Raw genomic sequence first — 16512 nt, forward strand, 5'->3', positions numbered from 1 at the left:
GCGTGGACCCGGATTCGGTTGCGGAAGTCCTTCGATTCGAACGGCGATTAGTTGCGGCTTCGTCTCCAACGCAGAATACCGTAGTCGCGACGCTACTGCCGCTTATCGGCGTAGTTCGACAGGAAGAAAGGGGGTAGTGGACTCGCCGGGATTCGAACCCGGGGCCTCTTCCTTGCGAAGGAAGCGATCTGCCACTGATCTACGAGCCCGCACTGTGACCCAGCCGTCGGGCGTACTTGTAAGCTTCTGTTCGGACCGAAAGGGCGATGAAACGCCTTAGCGCCGTGCGATCAGTCTTCGAGGACGATCTCGATGCTGACGTCGTTCGGCACCTGGATGCGCATGAGCTGACGAAGCGCACGCTCGTCCGCGTCGATGTCGATCAGCCGCTTGTGGACGCGCATCTCCCAGTGTTCCCAGGTGGCCGTCCCCTCGCCGTCGGGGGACTTCCGCGACGGGACCTCCAGGGTCTTCGTGGGCAGCGGGATCGGTCCGCTGAGGTTGACGCCCGTCTTGCTCGCGATCTCGCGGACTTCGTCGCAGATGCTGTCGAGATCCTCGGGGCTCGTGCCCGCCAGGCGAACGCGTGCCTGCTGCATCTATCGCTCGTTGACCGAGAGCACTTTGCCGGCCGCGATGGTCTGACCCATGTCGCGGATGGCGAAGCTCCCGAGTTCCGGAATCTCGGACGACGGCTCGATGCTGAGCGGCTTCTGCGGTCGAACCGTCACGACGGCAGCGTCGCCGGACTTGATGAAGTCCGGATTCTCCTCGGCGACCTCGCCGCTGGCGGGGTCGAGCTTCTGGTCGATGGACTCGATGGTACACGCGACCTGCGCCGTGTGGGCGTGGAAGACCGGCGTGTAGCCCGCCGTGATCACGGACGGGTGCTGCATGACGACGACCTGCGCCTGGAACGTCTCGGCGACCGACGGCGGGTCGTCGGCCGGGCCACAGACGTCGCCACGGCGGATGTCGTCCTTACCGATGCCGCGGACGTTGAATCCGACGTTGTCGCCGGGGCCGGCCTCGGGCACCTCTTCGTGGTGCATCTCGATGGTCTTGACCTCGCCACCGACGTCCGAGGGCTGGAACGACACGTTGTCACCGGTGTTCATGATCCCCGTCTCGACGCGGCCGACCGGGACCGTCCCGATGCCCGAGATGGTGTAGACGTCCTGGATCGGCAGGCGGAGCGGCGCGTCCGTCGGCGGCTCCGTGGCCGGCAGGTCGTTCAGGGCTTTGAGCAGCGTCGGGCCGTCGAACCAGTCCATGTTGCCGGACTGTTCGGCGACGTTGTCGCCCTCGAAGGCGGAGATCGGGATGAAGGAGGCGTCCTCCGTACCGAAGCGGACCTGCTTGAGGAGCTGCTTGACCTCCTCGACGACCTCGTTGTAGGTGTCCTCGCTGTAGTCGACGATGTCCATCTTGTTGACGCCGATGATCAGCTCGTTGATCCCGAGCGTCCGCGCGAGGAAGACGTGCTCGCGCGTCTGGGGCGCGACGCCGTCGTCGGCCGCGACGACGAGCACCGCGTTGTCGGCCTGGGAGGCCCCCGTGATCATGTTCTTCACGAAGTCACGGTGACCCGGACAGTCGACGATGGTGAAGAAGTACTCGTCCGTGTCGAACTCCTGGTGGGCGATGTCGATGGTGACACCACGCTCTCGCTCCTCGGCGAGGTTGTCCATGACGTAGGCGAACTCGAAGCCGCCCTTGCCCTTCTCCTCTGCTTCCTCGCGGTACTGCTCGATCACGTGCTCGGGTACGGACCCTGTCTCGAACAGGAGTCGCCCGACGAGCGTGCTCTTGCCGTGGTCGACGTGGCCGATGATGGCCAAGTTCTGGTGCGGTTTGTCACTCATAGTGGAATCACGCGCTAAGGCGCTTGGTGACGACTATTTGCCGCGAATCACCTAAAACCATTTCGATACACGCCACAGAGCAGCCCGCCGCTGTCTTGCGGTTCGTGACACCGTACCGCACGACTGCGGGGTGACGGGAGGGCTACTCCAGTCGGCCCACGTCCGAGAGGATGGCCGTCGCCGTCTCGGGCCCCCCCGCGCCGCGGCCGCTGAGGTGGAGTTGGCCGGCGTTGACCGTCTCGAACTGGACGATGTTACGCGTCCCCGTCACCGCCAGGGCGTCGTGCTGGGGGACGAGTCGCGGTCCCACGCGGACGCCGTCGGCCGTCGCCTCGCCGATCAACCGGATCGTCCGGCCGTCCTCCGCGGCCAGGTCGAGCGCGCTCGCCGGGATGTCCCGGATGCCTTCGACGTCCGCGTCGGCGAGGCTGTACACTTGCTCTCCCTCGCCGAGAACGTTCGCCAGGATGACGAACTTCAGCGCCGCGTCCGTCCCCTCCACGTCGAATGCGGGGTCGGCCTCCGCGACGCCCAGGTCCTGTGCCTCCGCGAGGACGTGTTCGTAGCCAAGTCCCTCGGCGGCCATCCGCGAGAGGATGAAGTTGGCGGTGCCGTTGAGCACGCCACGCGCCGCCGTGATCTGTCCGGGGCCGAAGTCCGCGATGGTCGAGAGGATGGGGATGGCGCCGCCGACCGCCGCCTCGAACTGGACCGTGCCCGCACTCTCGGCGTCGAGTGCCATCAGGTCCGCGTACCGCTCCGCGACGGGACCCTTGTTCGCCAGGACGGCGTGTCGGTCGCGTTCGAGCGCCGCCTCGACGTGCGAGAAGCCGGGTTCGGCGTCGCCGAGCGTCGTCGGCGTCGCCTCGACTAGGACGTCGTACTCCGCGGCCAGCGCGTCCTCGGGGTCGGCCGATCCGACGACGCCCTCCGCCTCCTTGCGGTCGAAGACAGTCTCCGCGTCGAGTCCGCCGGGGTCGACCGCCGCCGACCGTGAGTCCGCGACGGCCGTCACGGCGTGGCCGTACTCCGGGGCGAGTTCGACCACCGAGCGGCCGACGGCGCCGACGCCGATCACCGCGAGTCGGAGGCTCATTCCGCCACCCCCACCAGCGGTTCGATCACGTCGAGGTCCTTCTCGTCGGCGACCTGCCGGACGTGCTCGAACACCTCGTCGGACCTGCCGGTCCGGGTCGCCAGCCTGAGACGCGCGCTGGAGGCGCCGCTACGGCCCTCGGGCGCCGAGAGCGACAGGTCCGCGAGCGCCGCGTCGGTGCTCGATTCGATCCGCTGGAGCGTATCCGAGAGGTCGGTGTCGACGATGTCGCCGACCAGCAACAGCGTCAGTTCCTCACCGTACCGCTCGGCACCCGCCTGAATGACGTTGACCCCCTCCGCGCGGAGGGCGTCGACGATGGTCTCGAACCGATCCGGCGGGCACTCGACGTCCACCTCGACGGGGATGTGTCCCCGCGGGGTGAGGTTCCCCCGCTCGTGGAATATCGAGAGGAGGTTCCCGCCGTTCTCGGAGATGGGGTGGAGCGCCGACAGCAGTTCGCCGGGCTTGTCGACGAGTTCCAACCGGATCGTATGGGTCTGTGGACGCTCGCCGCCGTCCGTCCGTTCTCCGTCCACGTCGTCGGTGACGGCCTCGGTCTCCGCGTCGCCCGCGTCGACCATTCAGGCCGTCACCCCCGCGGCACGTCCCGTCGACGCAATAATTGTAATCGGCGACGGGGAGGGGCCGCGGGGTAGCTCCGTGCCGACACGTCGACTGCCGGTGTTCGTGCCGCGAGGCATGGTACACACTGTGCCGGTGGGGTATAAGATTGCATCGGTCGCGGACGATTCAGACCGTGGACGACTGTGCGGGGGCCGCGGCATCGTCGTCCGCCATTTCGACTGCGGCCGGGACTGCGGCCCGGTCGTGGACGAGCCGAACGACGGTTCGCTCGCCGTCGGTGTCGAAACACAGATCCCCGCCGGCGGCCTCCGCGACCGATCGGGCGACCCAGAGGCCGAGCCCGCTCCCGTGTTTGAGCTGTGTGATCTCCTCCTCACCCGAGATGACGACGCGTTCGTCCGCGGGGACGCCCGGGCCGTCGTCCGCGACGTCGATCCGAACGGCCCCGTCGTCGGCGGTGTCGGCGCTGACGTGGACCTCCGAGCCGCCGTGTTCGACCGCGTTCTCGACGAGTTCGGCGAGTGCCCGTTCGATGCTGTCGTCGGCCCAGATCCACAGGTCTCGCGGCACGTCGACGGCGACCTCCGCCCCGTCGGCCGCCGAGACGTCGTCGACGGCGTCCGTGGCGACGTCGTGGACGTTCAGCCGTGCGTTCGGCGACGACCGCCGATCCAACGCCTCGACCATCGCCTTGGTCTTGTCGGCGAGTCCCCCCACCTCCCGGGAACGCCGGCTGAGCGTCTCGGCGGTCTCGGCGAGCGACGGGTCGTCCAACTCGGCCGCCAGCTGACGTGATTGACCGATCAACACGGTCGCGTCGTTCCGGAGGTTGTGCCGGAGGACGCGGCTCAACACGGCGAACTTCTCGCGTTCGCGCGCCAGTTGCTCCGCACGCACTCGCCTGGCGTCGTGGACGCCGATGATGACGTGGGCGGCGGCGCTGATCGCGAGGACGTTCCCCGCCGCCAGCGCGTCGGCCGGCGTGACGGTCCCGAGCGCGCCGCGGTAGACGCCGTGTGCGAGCAGGACGGTCCCGAGGACCACGAGCCCGAGGAAGTTCCACGTGGCGATCCGAACCGCGTTGGGCGTCGAGAAGTCACTCCGATACAGCAGGACGCCGGCGGCGACCAGGCCGAGACAGACGAGCGTCCCCAGGACCGCTAACCCGGCCCCGACGATCGGTTGGGATCCCACCAGAAACGGCGCCAGGTTCGGAACGAACAGCGCGACGCCGGTCAGACCGACGACCGCACACGAACCGAGCCGGGCCAGCCGTTCCCGGCGCCGCCCCTCGGCGGTCGGTCCCGGGCCGAACAGTCGAACGAGTGCTCGGTCGATGCGGGCGAGTACTCCTGTCATCGGCGGAGCAAGGCAGAGACGGGTCATGAACCTGTCCGCCGAGTTATCGTCGTTGAGAGAAGAAGGGCGGCCGACGGCGTAGTCGACCGACTGCGCCGTTAGATGTAGTCGACCGACGGCGGCAGTTCCAGCTTCATACCCTTGCGCTCGCGGATCTCTTCGATCAGGTCCGGCTGGAGGTTGTCGGCGAGCACGCGGAAGCCGGCGTTCTCGGTGTTCCACGACGCGCGACCCTCGGTGGCGCTCCGGATGTCCGAGGAGAAGCCGATCATCTCCTCGACGGGCGCGATACCCTCGATGACCATGAGGTCACCCTCCTGGTACATGTCGTCGACGCGGCCACGGCGGCCCTGGATTTCGCCGGAGGCCGCACCCATGTGCTCCGAGGGGACGTCGATGCGGACGTCCTGGATGGGTTCGAGCAGGCGGATCTCGCCGTCGATGAGCGCGCGGTGGACGGCCTCCCGGACCGCGGGGATGACCTGTGCCGGACCGCGGTGGATGGTGTCCTCGTGGAGCTTCGCGTCGTGAAGCCGGATGAGCGCACCCTGCACGGGTTCGGCCGCGAGCGGGCCGTCGTCCAGGGCTTCTTCGAGCCCCTCGACGACGAGTTCCATCGTCTCGTTGAGGTGCTGGATCCCCTTCGTGTCGTCGATGAGGATGTTCGTCCCGTGGATGTGCTCCACGTTCTGGGAGGTGTCCTTGTCCATGCCGGCCTCCTGCAGCGCCTCGCGGCGCTCCAGTTCGGGCATGTCCATCGAGACGTTCCCGAGCTGGATCTCGTCGACGATATCGTCGCTCAGGGGCTCGACCGTGATGTAGAACTTGTTGTGGCGGTTCGGCGAGACGCCCTCGACCTCGCCGGAGGCCTCCTGGGGTGCCTCGCGGTAGACGACGATCGGTTCGCCGGTGTTGATCGGGATACCCTGGTTGCGCTCGATGCGCTGACCGATGACTTCGAGGTGGAGTTCGCCCTGGCCGGAGATGAGGTGTTCGCCGGTCTCCTCGTTGATCTCGACCTGAATCGTCGGGTCCTCCTTGGCGACCTGCTGGAGCGTCTCGATGAGCTTCGGCAGGTCGTCCATGTTCCGGGCCTCGACGCTCTTCGTGATGACCGGTTCGCTGATATGTTCGATGGACTCGAACGGCGTCATCTCGACGCTCGACACCGTGGAACCGGCGATAGCGTCCTTGAGTCCGGTGACGGCGGCGATGTTGCCCGCAGGGACGCGCTCCACTTCCTCGCGCTCGCCGCCCATGTAGATGCCGACGCTCTGGACGCGGTTCTGCCGAGCGGTGCCCGAGACGTACAGCTCTTGGCCCTTCTCGATAGTGCCGGAGAAGACACGCCCCGCGGCGATCTCGCCGGCGTGGGGGTCGATCCCGATGTCCGTGACCATCAGGACGAGTTCGCCGTCCTCGTCGACCAGCCGCATCGTCTCCGCGAGGTCGGACTCCGCGTCGCCGCGCCAGATGCGCGGGATACGACGGGGCTGGGCGTTCAGCGGGTTCGGGAAGTGCTCACACACCATGTCGAGGACGACGTCGGAGAGCGGCGTCCGCTCGTGGAGTTCCTGCCGCTTGTCCGCGCGTTCGAGGTCGATGATGTCGCCGAAGTCCATGCCCGTCCGCTGCATCGAGGGCATGGACACGCCCCACTTGTACAGCGCGGAGCCGAACCCGACCGTGCCGTCCTCGACGCCGACGGTCCAGTCCTCGGTGATGTCGTCCATCTCCTCGGTCATGCCACGGATGAGTTCGTTCACGTCGTGGATGACCGACAGGAGTCGGTCCTGCATCTCCTGGGGGCCCTCCTGCAGTTCGGAGATGAGTCGGTCGACCTTGTTGATGAACAGCGTCGGCTTGACGCCCTCGCGGAGCGCCTGTCGGAGCACCGTCTCCGTCTGGGGCATGGCGCCCTCGACGGCGTCGACGACCACGAGCGCACCGTCGACGGCGCGCATCGCTCGGGTCACGTCGCCACCGAAGTCGACGTGGCCGGGGGTGTCGATCAGGTTGATCAGGTGGTTGTCACCCTCGTACTCGTGGGTCATCGAGACGTTCGCGGCGTCGATGGTGATGCCGCGTTCCTGCTCGTCTTCCTCCGTGTCCATCGCGAGCTGTTCGCCCGCGGTGTCCTGGGAGATCATGCCCGCACCGGCGAGCAGGTTGTCCGTCAGCGTCGTCTTGCCGTGATCGACGTGAGCGGCGATGGCGATGTTCCGGATGTTCTCCGGTTTGTCCATCAGCCGTTCACATTCTTGTACGATCTTCTTTCGTCGGCCCATTACAGTCCCATACCGCCAGGAGGGTCAAAAGGGTAGTGCTTTGCCGGCAACGAAACCGCCGATTTCCGGCGGTTAGCCCCGCGTGTTACGTGATACCACGAGTCGGCTCGTCGGACGCCCGGACCGCAACCGTCTTACCGGTCTGACCCGTGATAACGGTAAGCATGGACGTACGCGTAGGGGCGGGCGCGCCACCGGACCCGTTTCTCGGCGCCGCCGACCTGCTCGCCACCGAACACGACCTGGATCGACCCGTTCGCGTCCGCGTCCGGGACGACCCGGACGAGCGGACCTGGACCGCACACTACGACGACCACCACGTGCTCAACATCTCCCGGCAGGCCGCCACGAGCGCCATGGCGCGGGAACTCGCCCTCCACGAACTCGCCCACATGGTCCGGTACGAACAGGGCCACGCCTCCCACACGCAGTCGACGGACGAGGCGCTCTTTCTCGCGCTCTCCGGCCGCGACGTCGAACGCCGGAAGCTGACCCACTGCTATCAGATCGCCAACCACATGCGCGACATCTACGCCGACGACATCACCCTCTCGGTGGCGCCGGCGGCCAAACTCGTCCAGTTTCTGGAGTCACAGCTCGCGGCCGCCGTCGCCGACGCCCCCGGCCCCGGTCCCACCGGCGCGGCCGCCGACTCCCGTCGCGTCTCCGTCGGCGCCGACCCCGACATCACCGCCGTCAACGCCGCCTTCGCCCTCGCCTTGGTCGAGCGCCACGGCCTGATCGACGCCGAACACCGCCTGTACGACCTGGCGCGGGCCGCCGCCGCCGACGCCCCGACCGTCGGGATGGAGACGTTCAAACGCCTCTTTCGCACCCTCGGCGAGGACCCAAGCGAGAGCGACTTCCGTCGCGACCTGGTGACGGCGACCCGGGAGTACGCCCTCGACGCGGGGCGGGCGGCCGACTAGCGGCCCGCGACCGCCGCCTCGAACACGTCGATCACGTCCTCGCGGTCCATCGCCCGAGGGTTCCGCTCGATGTTGTGCTCGGAGTGTTCGAACGCCACGTCCGCGAAGTCGGCGAAGGCCCCTCGGTCGAAGTCGTCGAACGCCGCGATGCTCGTCGGCACGTCCACGTCTTCGAGCAGGTCGAACGTCGCCTCGACGCTCCGCTCGGCGAACGCCCGTTCGGACTCGCCGGGGCGTCGCTCCGCGCCGAGTGCCGCCGCCAGGTCGGCGAACCGATCGACCTCCGCGGGCACGTTGTACCGCATCACGTGTGGCAGGAGGACGCCGTTCGCCAGTCCGTGGCCCAGGTCACACTCCATGCCGAGCGGGTAGGTGAGCGCGTGGACCGCCCCCAGTCCGGAGTTGACGAACGCCTGCCCGGCGAGCGTGGCCGCGAGGCTCATGTTGGCCCGGGCCGCGTCGTTGGCCGTCCCCTGCGTGACCGCGGGCCGGAGGTTCTCGGCGACCAGTTCGACCGCCCGGAGCGCCAGCGTGTCCGTATACGGCGTCCGCAGGAGCGTGACGTAGCTCTCGACGGCGTGTGTCAGGGCGTCTAGCCCCGTCGCCGCGGCGACCCCCGGCGGCAGCGTCGCCGTCAGATCCGGATCGACTGCCGCGAGGTCGGCAAAGAGGTGTGGGGAGAAGACGACCTTCTTCACCCCGCCCGCGCGCTCGTCGGCGAAGACGCCGATGTGGGTCACCTCGCTTCCCGTGCCCGCCGTCGTGGGCACGAGCGCCAGCGGCTTCGTCGGGTTCGGGACGTTGTCCATCCCCAACAGTTCGCGGACCGGACGGTCCGTGGCCGCGAGCGCCGCCGCGAACTTCGCGGTGTCCATGGAACTCCCGCCGCCGACGCCGACGACGACGTCGTGGTCGGCCACCAGTTCGGCCGACGCCTCGACCATCGACAGCTTCGGCTCCGGGGCGACGCCGTCGTACACTGTCACGTCGACGCCCGCGGCCTCGAGGCGGGCGCGGGGCCCGTCGACGACGCCGGTCGTCGACAGGTGCTCGTCGGTGACCAGCAGGGCCGAGTCGGCGTCGCGGTCGGCCGCGAACGGTTCGAGGGCGTCGATCGCCCCCGACCCGTACTCGACGTGGGCGGGGCTCCGGATCGCGTGTGACGTATCGAGGGACCCGATGTCCGACATATCCGCTCCGTCGGACGGGAAGTAAGTAGCTCTTCGGGCGTTACCGGGCGGCCGCGGCGACCCGCTCGGCTTCCTCTTTCTGGTTGATGGCGTAGGTGCCGACGTCGTAGTCGGCGGCGCCCATCAGCTGGTTCGCGAGCGCCTCGGCGGCGCTCGTCGGCGTCTTGTACGACCCGCGGTAGGTGCCCTCGGCGAGGAACTTCAGGGCCTGATCGACGCGGCGCTGGGGGGCCACGTCGACGGCCTGCGGGACGGAGATGCCACCGTACTTCAGGCGGACGGTCTCCTCGCGCGGCGCGGCGTTCTCGACGGCCGTGACGAGGACCTGTACCGGATTCTCGTCGGTGCCCTCGTGGACGAGTTCGAACGCGTCGCGGACGATCCGCATCGCCTGTTGTTTCTTGCCCGTGTTCTCCTCGGTCTGCATCAGGCGGTTGATCAGCCGCTCGACGACGGAGATCTCGCTTTTCTGGAACTGCTTGGAGGCGTGCCGACCCATCGTGTGGGCGATGGGGGTCACGTTGATGTACCGCTTCGTACTCGGATCGGCGTACGCGATGTCGTCGGTCTCCCAGACGCCGAACAGCAGGGCGTCCGTCTCCGTCTCGTCGCTGCCGGCCGGGGCGTCCGGATCGGGGGTGTCGCCTTCGCTCTCGGACATTATCGGACCGGTTTCTCCGCGTTACCGCGCACGAGTTCGATGAGCGAGACGCCGTTGACCTTCTCGACCTTGTAGTTCACGCCGGAGAGGTCGCCCATCGCGCGACCCTTCGCGCCGCCGATGCCGGCGATGGTGACCTCGTCGTGTTCGTCGATGAAGGAGATGGCCCCGTCGCCGGGACAGAACGCCGTCACCTGCTTGCCGTTCTTGATCAGCTGGACCCGGACGCACTTCCGGATCGCCGAGTTGGGCTGTTTCGCCTCGATGCCGACCTTCTCGAGGACGATGCCCCGTGCCTGGGGCGCCCCCTCGAGCGGGTCCGACTTCTTCCGGAGGCCGCGCTCGCGTCGCGCGTACTCCGAGTCGGACCACCGCCGCGTCTGGCGGTCCTTCTTGAGTTTGCGGGCCGCATATTTGCCGTTCGCCATAGTGCAACCTCGTTGCCGACGGAGCTACTTAAGCCTCCCTTTTCGGTCGCGGCGAAACCGTCTCAGAACGCGTTAGGGCACCCGCTACTCCGATCTGAGGAGTTCTTCAGTAGGAATCGGCGTCGGGAGAACGACGATGAGCACCGAAAGAGCGTCGAGAACCCGTGAGAGACGGAACGGCGGAAGGCTTATTCCGCCGTCCCGGGGAGACGGCGTATGCCCGCTCGCCGTGCCGCCCTCGCCCTCCTCGGAGGAACCCTGGCCGCCGCGCTGTCCGGCTGTCTCGGCGACGACACCGACGACCCGGAACCGACGACGGTGACGAACCGGCCCGTCGACGCCGCGGGATCGGTCCCGCAGTACCAGGTCGACGCCGGGAACGGCGGCCGCCTCGACGGCCCGACGCCCTCGTCCCCGACGGTCGCCTGGCGGCGGACCCCGGCACGCTACGACGCCAGCCAACCGGTCGTCGACGGCGACGCGGTCTACGTCGGCTTCGACGGCGACCTGGTGAAACTCGCGGCCGATACCGGCGACGTGGCGTGGACGGTCGACGCCGGCCACGCCTCGGACGCCACCCCCGCGGTCCACGGGGACGTCGTCTACACGACGGTCTGGAACGGCGGCGAGTCCGTCCCTCGCGGGCTGGTCGCCGTCGACGCCGCCGACGGCACGGTGCGCTGGCGTGCCCTGACCGACAACGACGTGAACGCCTCGCCGACCCCGACGGACGACGCCGTCTTCGTCGGCGGAGGATACGAGAACGGCGAGGTCGCCGCCGTCGAACACGACGGGACCGTCAGGTGGCGGCGCGACCTCGGTGCGTACGCGGCCGCGCCGGCGACCGTCGGCGACCGGGTCGTCTACGCGACCGGCGAGTCCGCCTCGGCGGTCGCCCTCGACGCCGACACGGGCGAGACGGTCTGGGACCGGTCGCTCGACGGCCGCGCCGTGGCCGCCCCGACCGTCGTCGGGGACGCGGTGCTCGTCGCCGACGAGTCCGGGCGCGTCCGCGCGCTCGACGCCGCCACCGGGGACCGCCGGTGGCGTACCGCCGTCGACGACCGGGTCACACACTCGGTCGCCCGTGGCGACGGGACGGCCGTCGTCGCCCACGGCGGCGGGGTGACGGGGCTCGGGGTCGAAGACGGCGAACGGCGGTGGTGGACCGAAATCGACCGCGATCCGACTGCGCCGGTGGTGGTCGGTGGGACCGTCCTCGTCGGGGCAGGCCGGGCGGTGATCGCACTCGGGGCGGACGGGGTGGAGCGCTGGCGGGTCGAGACACGGGAGCGGAGCTACACGGACGTCGTGCTCGGCGGCGTGACCGGGTCGCCGGTCGCCGTCGACGGAACGGTCCTCGTCGCGACCCAAGCCGGGGACGTGTACGCGCTCGACGACGGGTAGTCAGGTCAACTGCACGTCGTCGAGGTCGTAATGCCGGCTGGCGAGCCGCCGGGCGGTCTCGATGTTCCGCCCGTCGCGGCCGATGGCGGCGCCGCGGTCGGCCTCGGGCACCTCCGCGTAGGCGATCCGGTCGCCCTGCTCGCTGATCGTGACGTGCTGGACCGCCGCCGGGGCGAGGGTGTTGGCGACGAACGCCTCCGGCGTGTCGGCGTCCTCGACGAGTTCGACCGAGCGGCCGAGCGTCTCCTCGACCGCCCGTACCCGCCGGCCGCCGGGGCCGACCGCGTCGGCCATCTCGCCGGCAGCGACGAGGAAGACGACCCGATCCTCGTCCTCGTAGACGAGGCAGTCGCGGGCTGTCGCGCCGGTCTCGTCCTCGAAGCAGGCGATGTACCGACGGTCGCGATCCGACAGGGTGATCCGCATTATCGGGGTAAGGACGTCCGGATACCGGCGGGTCCCGCGTCCGCGCGCCGCCGGAACCGACGTTCGTTCTCCATCGCTAGTCGTCCGAGGGCTGTGCGCTGAACGAGCCCATCCGGAGGTCGACGTCGCCGGTACCGATGGCGACCGGCTTGCCGACGATGACGTTCTCGATGACGCCGTCGAGTCGGTCGCGCTCGCCGTGGACGGCGGCGTCGAGCAGGTGGTTCACCGTCACCTCGAACGCCGCACGGGCGAGCACCGACTCCTTCGACCCCGAGATGCCGTGGCGGCCGATGGACTCGATGGTGCCGCGGTTGGTCATGATGTCCGCGACCAGCATCAGGTGCCGGACGTTCACGTCGTCGAGGCCCTGCTCCTCGAGGGTGTCCATCGTCTCGTTGATGATGGCCTCGCGGGCCGCCTCGACGCCCAGATTCCGGTAGATCTCGTGGATGTTGTTACACGTGGTGCGGGAGGCGTCGACGCCCTCGATTTCGATCACGTCGCCGAAGGCCGACCCCTCGGTGTAGAGGACGAACTCCTCGCCGTCTTCGAGGGTCTCCTTGCGGATGACGACCCGGGAGACCTCCTCGATCCCCTTGAACACGACGTCGCGAAGCTCCTCGACGAGCTGGAGCAGTTCGCGATAGCTGGGTTCGGAGGGACCGAACTCGATGAGCGTTCCCGAGCGGCGGGTCGAGACGCCGAGCGCATCCTCGATGGTCTCGGCGATCCGGGCCGCCACCTCGTCGACGTCGTCGACGGTCGGCCACCGCTCGATCAGCGTCTCCTCGTTGAGGTCGACCTGGACGAGCATGTCCGCGACGTTCGTCGAGACGTCCCCCAGCGAGAGGATCTTCGTGGACTCGATGGACCACACCACCTCGTGGGCGCGCTCGCGGTCGGTGGCGTACTCCTCGTCGAGGTACACCGTCATCATCGGCGTGTCGGGGGTCTTCCGGGCGTCGACAAGCTCGATCAGCCGCGGGAGCCCCTGGGTGACGTCGATCTCCGCGACACCCGCGTAGTGGAACGTGTTCATCGTCATCTGGGTCCCCGGCTCCCCGATGGACTGGGCCGAGACCGTCCCGACCGGGTCCAGCGGGTCGACCCGCGTGTCGATGTACTTCGTCTCGGTCGCCTGTGCGATCTCGTTGGCCTGCTCGGTCGTGATCGGCCCGCGCTCCTCGACGGTCTCGTAGATCCGGTCTTTCAACCGCCGAGGGAGCTCAGTGTCCTCGACGACCGCCTCGATGTCCTCGGTGACGTGTTCGTACTCGGCGTCAGTCATCCGACTCCACCTCCATGCCCTGGGCCTTGTTCAGCCCGGGGCCGGCGTACTCCGAGAGGTTCGTCGGCGGCTCGCGCCCGCCGAGGAACTGCTCTTTCTCGGCCTCGGAGTCGAACTCCGCCTCGATCACGCGGTCCGCGATCCCCTCGACGTCGATCGGGTTGTCGTCGTTGGAGGAGACCTTCACCGGACTGGTGCCGTCCTCGCCGAACTCGAACTGGACGATGGTGTCGGAGGTGTCGCGGACGGTGCCGTCGTACTGGGACTCCAGTTCCGACAGCGCGTTGATGAGCCGCCGCTGGAGGTAGCCGGACTTCGAGGTCCGGACCGCCGTGTCGACCAGCCCCTCGCGGCCGCCCATGGCGTGGAAGAAGAACTCCCGCGGGGTCAACCCGTCACGGTAGGAGTTCTCGACGAAACCGTGGGCCTCGGCCGAGAGGTCGTTGGGCTGGTAGTGGCTCAGCGTGCGGTCCTCGTAGCCGCGGTTGATCCGCTCGCCGCGAACTGCCTGCTGGCCGACACAGCCGGCCATCTGGGTCAGGTTGAGCATCGACCCACGGGCACCCGAGCGGGCCATGATGACGGCCGGGTTGTCCTCGTCGAAGTGCTCCTCGGCGATCTCGCCCGCGCTGTCGCGGGCCTTGCCGAGCGTCTGCATGATCTTCATCTCCAGGGTCTCGTCGATGGTCCGACCCGGAAGGGACTCCAGATCGCCCGCCTCGTAGCGCTCGATCAGTTCGTCGATGCGCTCGTAGGCGTTGCCGATGGCATCGTCGACCTGCTCGTTGGCCGCCGGCGGGATCGACTCGTCGTCGATACCGAGCGAGAACCCGAAGTGCATGATCGCCCGCATCGCCAGCGCGGCCACCTCGTTGATGAACACGCGGGCGCGGGTCTCGGAGTACACCTTGGTGAGGGTGTCGACGATCTCGCCGCCGAACGCGCCGACCGCGTCCTCGTCGATGGTACCCGAGACCAGCTGGCCGTCGACGATCTCGACGGTGTCGCCCGCCGACGACGTGAACTCCAGGTTGAGGTCGTCGGGCAGGAGCTCCGAGAAGACGGTGCGGCCCGTCCAGTAGGGCTCGCCGTCCTCCTCGTCACCAGAAGCGACTGCTTCTGGTTGGCTCGCGAGAGCGCCGCTCTCGCGAACGCCGTCGGCCGGCGGGAGTTCGTCGACGCTCGTCGCCCGCAGCAGGTCGAGCGCCTGCGTCTCGGTGAAGCGGGGGTTGTCGTGGGTCAGCAGGTAGGTCCCGCTGATGTGGTCCTGGATGGCCCCGATGATGTTCTCGCCGAATCGCGGGCTGAGGATCTGCTCTTGGACCCGCATCAGCACGCGCGCTTCGGCCCGCGCCTCCTCGTTCTGGAGGGCGTGCATGTTCATCTCGTCGCCGTCGAAGTCGGCGTTGTACGGCGGGCAGACGGTGGTGTTCAGCCGGAAGGTCTTGTACGGCATCACGACCACCTCGTGGGCCATGATCGACATCCGGTGGAGCGACGGCTGCCGGTTGAAGATCACGATGTCGCCGTCGACGAGGTGGCGGTTGACCTCCCACCCCTCCTCGACCTTGGTGGCGAGCTCCTCGCAGTTCTTCTCGGTCACCTTCAGCCGCCGGCCGTCGGGCCGCCGGACGTAGTTCGCGCCCGGATGGCCCTCGGGGCCGTTGGCGACGTACTGCCGTGCCTCCTCGACGTTGCGCTCGGTGACGTTCAGCGTCTGGGTCATCTCCTTGGCCACCCGGTCGGGCACCCCGACCTCGTTCAGCGAGAGGGTGGGATCCGGACTGATGACCGTCCGGGCCGAGAAGTTGACGCGCTTGCCCGAGAGGCTCCCGCGGAACCGGCCTTCCTTCCCCTTCAGGCGCTGTGAGAGCGTCTTCAGCGGCCGGCCGGAGCGGTGCCGGGCCGGTGGCGTCCCGGAAATCTCGTTGTCGACGAACGTGGTGACGTGATACTGGAGCAGCTCCCAGAGGTCCTCGATGATGAGCTGGGGGGCACCCGCCTCGCGGTTCTCCATGAACCGCTGGTTGATGCGGATGATGTCGACCAGCTTGTGCGTGAGGTCGTCCTCGGAACGCTGACCGTTGTCGAGCGTGATCGACGGCCGGGCCGTCACCGGCGGCACCGGGAGGACCGTCAGGATCATCCACTCGGGGCGCGAGCGTTCGGGGTCGATGCCGAGGACCTCGATGTCCTCGTCGGGGATGTCCTCGAACCAGTCGCGGATGTCGGAGGGCATCAGCTTGTTCATGTCCTCCTCGGTGAGGTCGACGTCGAGGACCTTCTCCAACTTCTTCCGCGTGTCGCTCTTGGGGCGGAACTCGCCCGCCATGATGTCGTTGATGCGGTCGAGGTCGACGCCGACGGCCTCGGCCAGGTCGCGGGGACTGGTCCCCTCGTCGTCCTCGTCGTCGGGGTCGGGCTGCATCGCCTCCGCGATGCGCTCGGAGTAGTCCCCCGCGAGGACGTCCTGCACCTCGTAGTAGGTGGTCGGCTTCTCGTGTTTGATGTCGTGCATCACGCCGTCGCAGTCCGGGAACGGGCAGTAGCTCTGCTTGCGCGCCTGCCGGACCGCCGACTTCAGCACGTCGTTGGGATCCTCGCCGAGCTCCAGATCACGCTGGAGTTGATCGCGGTACTCCTCGCGTTCCTCCTCGGTGAGCGCGAGTCGACCGCACTCCCGGCACGTCGAACGCAGGAGCCGACGGATGAGCTTCGTGAAGCCGACGTGGATGACGGGCGCCGCGAGTTCGATGTGACCGAAGTGACCGTTACACGACCCGGAGTGCTGGCCGCAGGTCCGACACTCCAGCCCGGGATCGATGACGCCGAGCCGCGGGTCCATCAGCCCCATGTCGATGGGGTAGCCGTCGTCGTCGTAGGTGTCCGCGGTGATGACCTTCGTCGCGGACATGTCTCGGTACGTCTCCGGGTCCATCAGCCCGAACTGAATACCGCCGATCTCCTTTGGTGTTTGCATTGAC

Annotated in this window: 14 protein-coding genes and 1 tRNA gene; 2 read left to right on the forward strand and 13 right to left on the reverse strand. The window is 68.2% G+C overall.

What is annotated here, in order from left to right:
• Nucleotides 1-137 precede the first annotated feature (137 nt).
• From NO364_RS13840 to NO364_RS13870, 7 genes are all read right to left on the reverse strand, one after another.
• Nucleotides 138-209, reverse strand: a tRNA-Ala gene (locus NO364_RS13840).
• 81 nt (nucleotides 210-290) lie between these two features.
• A complete protein-coding gene (gene rpsJ, locus NO364_RS13845) occupies nucleotides 291-599 on the reverse strand; it encodes a 30S ribosomal protein S10 (RefSeq protein WP_157690315.1) in 309 nt (102 codons plus the stop codon).
• On the reverse strand, nucleotides 600-1865 hold the full coding sequence (tuf, locus tag NO364_RS13850) for a translation elongation factor EF-1 subunit alpha (protein WP_257627837.1): 1266 nt from the start codon (nucleotides 1863-1865) through the stop codon (nucleotides 600-602).
• A 142-nt stretch (nucleotides 1866-2007) separates the two neighbouring features.
• On the reverse strand, nucleotides 2008-2961 hold the full coding sequence (locus NO364_RS13855; RefSeq protein WP_257627838.1) for a homoserine dehydrogenase: 954 nt from the start codon (nucleotides 2959-2961) through the stop codon (nucleotides 2008-2010).
• Complete coding sequence (locus NO364_RS13860; RefSeq protein WP_199243644.1) at nucleotides 2958-3545, reverse strand: amino acid-binding protein; 588 nt, start codon at nucleotides 3543-3545, stop codon at nucleotides 2958-2960. Before NO364_RS13860 ends, NO364_RS13855 begins: the two co-directional genes overlap by 4 nt.
• Nucleotides 3546-3714: 169 nt before the next feature.
• On the reverse strand, nucleotides 3715-4908 hold the full coding sequence (locus NO364_RS13865) for a sensor histidine kinase (RefSeq protein WP_157690312.1): 1194 nt from the start codon (nucleotides 4906-4908) through the stop codon (nucleotides 3715-3717).
• 98 nt (nucleotides 4909-5006) lie between these two features.
• The gene (locus NO364_RS13870) at nucleotides 5007-7196 is read right to left on the reverse strand and encodes an elongation factor EF-2 (protein WP_157690311.1); all 2190 of its coding nucleotides are present in this window, start codon (nucleotides 7194-7196) and stop codon (nucleotides 5007-5009) included.
• A 164-nt stretch (nucleotides 7197-7360) separates the two neighbouring features.
• Between NO364_RS13870 and NO364_RS13875 the strand changes: the two genes are divergently transcribed.
• Complete coding sequence (locus NO364_RS13875; protein WP_157690310.1) at nucleotides 7361-8125, forward strand: DUF5781 family protein; 765 nt, start codon at nucleotides 7361-7363, stop codon at nucleotides 8123-8125.
• Here NO364_RS13875 and NO364_RS13880 read toward each other — a convergent pair.
• Genes NO364_RS13880 through NO364_RS13890 form a run of 3 tightly spaced genes read right to left on the reverse strand, consistent with a single transcriptional unit; the run spans nucleotide 8122 to nucleotide 10404 of the window.
• Complete coding sequence (locus tag NO364_RS13880; protein WP_157690309.1) at nucleotides 8122-9315, reverse strand: iron-containing alcohol dehydrogenase; 1194 nt, start codon at nucleotides 9313-9315, stop codon at nucleotides 8122-8124. The two genes, NO364_RS13875 and NO364_RS13880, sit on opposite strands and share 4 nt — an antisense overlap.
• A 40-nt stretch (nucleotides 9316-9355) precedes the next feature.
• The gene (locus NO364_RS13885) at nucleotides 9356-9976 is read right to left on the reverse strand and encodes a 30S ribosomal protein S7 (protein ID WP_157690308.1); all 621 of its coding nucleotides are present in this window, start codon (nucleotides 9974-9976) and stop codon (nucleotides 9356-9358) included.
• Complete coding sequence (locus tag NO364_RS13890; RefSeq protein ID WP_092635289.1) at nucleotides 9976-10404, reverse strand: 30S ribosomal protein S12; 429 nt, start codon at nucleotides 10402-10404, stop codon at nucleotides 9976-9978. The genes NO364_RS13885 and NO364_RS13890 overlap by 1 nt, the downstream gene beginning before the upstream one ends.
• Nucleotides 10405-10620: 216 nt before the next feature.
• On the opposite strand from NO364_RS13890, the gene NO364_RS13895 reads away from it, so the two are divergent.
• Nucleotides 10621-11811, forward strand: a complete 1191-nt coding sequence (locus NO364_RS13895; RefSeq protein WP_157690307.1) for a PQQ-binding-like beta-propeller repeat protein — start codon at nucleotides 10621-10623, stop codon at nucleotides 11809-11811.
• On the opposite strand, the gene NO364_RS13900 is transcribed toward NO364_RS13895, so the two are convergent.
• The 3 genes from NO364_RS13900 to NO364_RS13910 form a co-directional block, all read right to left on the reverse strand.
• Nucleotides 11812-12237 (reverse strand): NusA-like transcription termination signal-binding factor, encoded by a 426-nt coding sequence (locus NO364_RS13900; RefSeq protein ID WP_157690306.1) that lies wholly within the window; start codon nucleotides 12235-12237, stop codon nucleotides 11812-11814.
• Nucleotides 12238-12313: 76 nt separating this feature from the next.
• Entirely contained in the window at nucleotides 12314-13528 is a 1215-nt protein-coding gene (gene rpoA2 / locus NO364_RS13905; protein WP_157690305.1) for a DNA-directed RNA polymerase subunit A'', read from the reverse strand.
• The gene (locus tag NO364_RS13910; protein WP_157691234.1) at nucleotides 13521-16508 is read right to left on the reverse strand and encodes a DNA-directed RNA polymerase subunit A'; all 2988 of its coding nucleotides are present in this window, start codon (nucleotides 16506-16508) and stop codon (nucleotides 13521-13523) included. The genes rpoA2 and NO364_RS13910 overlap by 8 nt, the downstream gene beginning before the upstream one ends.
• Between the last annotated feature and the right edge of the window lie 4 nt (nucleotides 16509-16512).

Source organism: Haloplanus salinarum, from assembly GCF_024498175.1.
In the GTDB taxonomy this organism is placed as follows: Archaea; Halobacteriota; Halobacteria; order Halobacteriales; family Haloferacaceae; genus Haloplanus; species Haloplanus salinarum.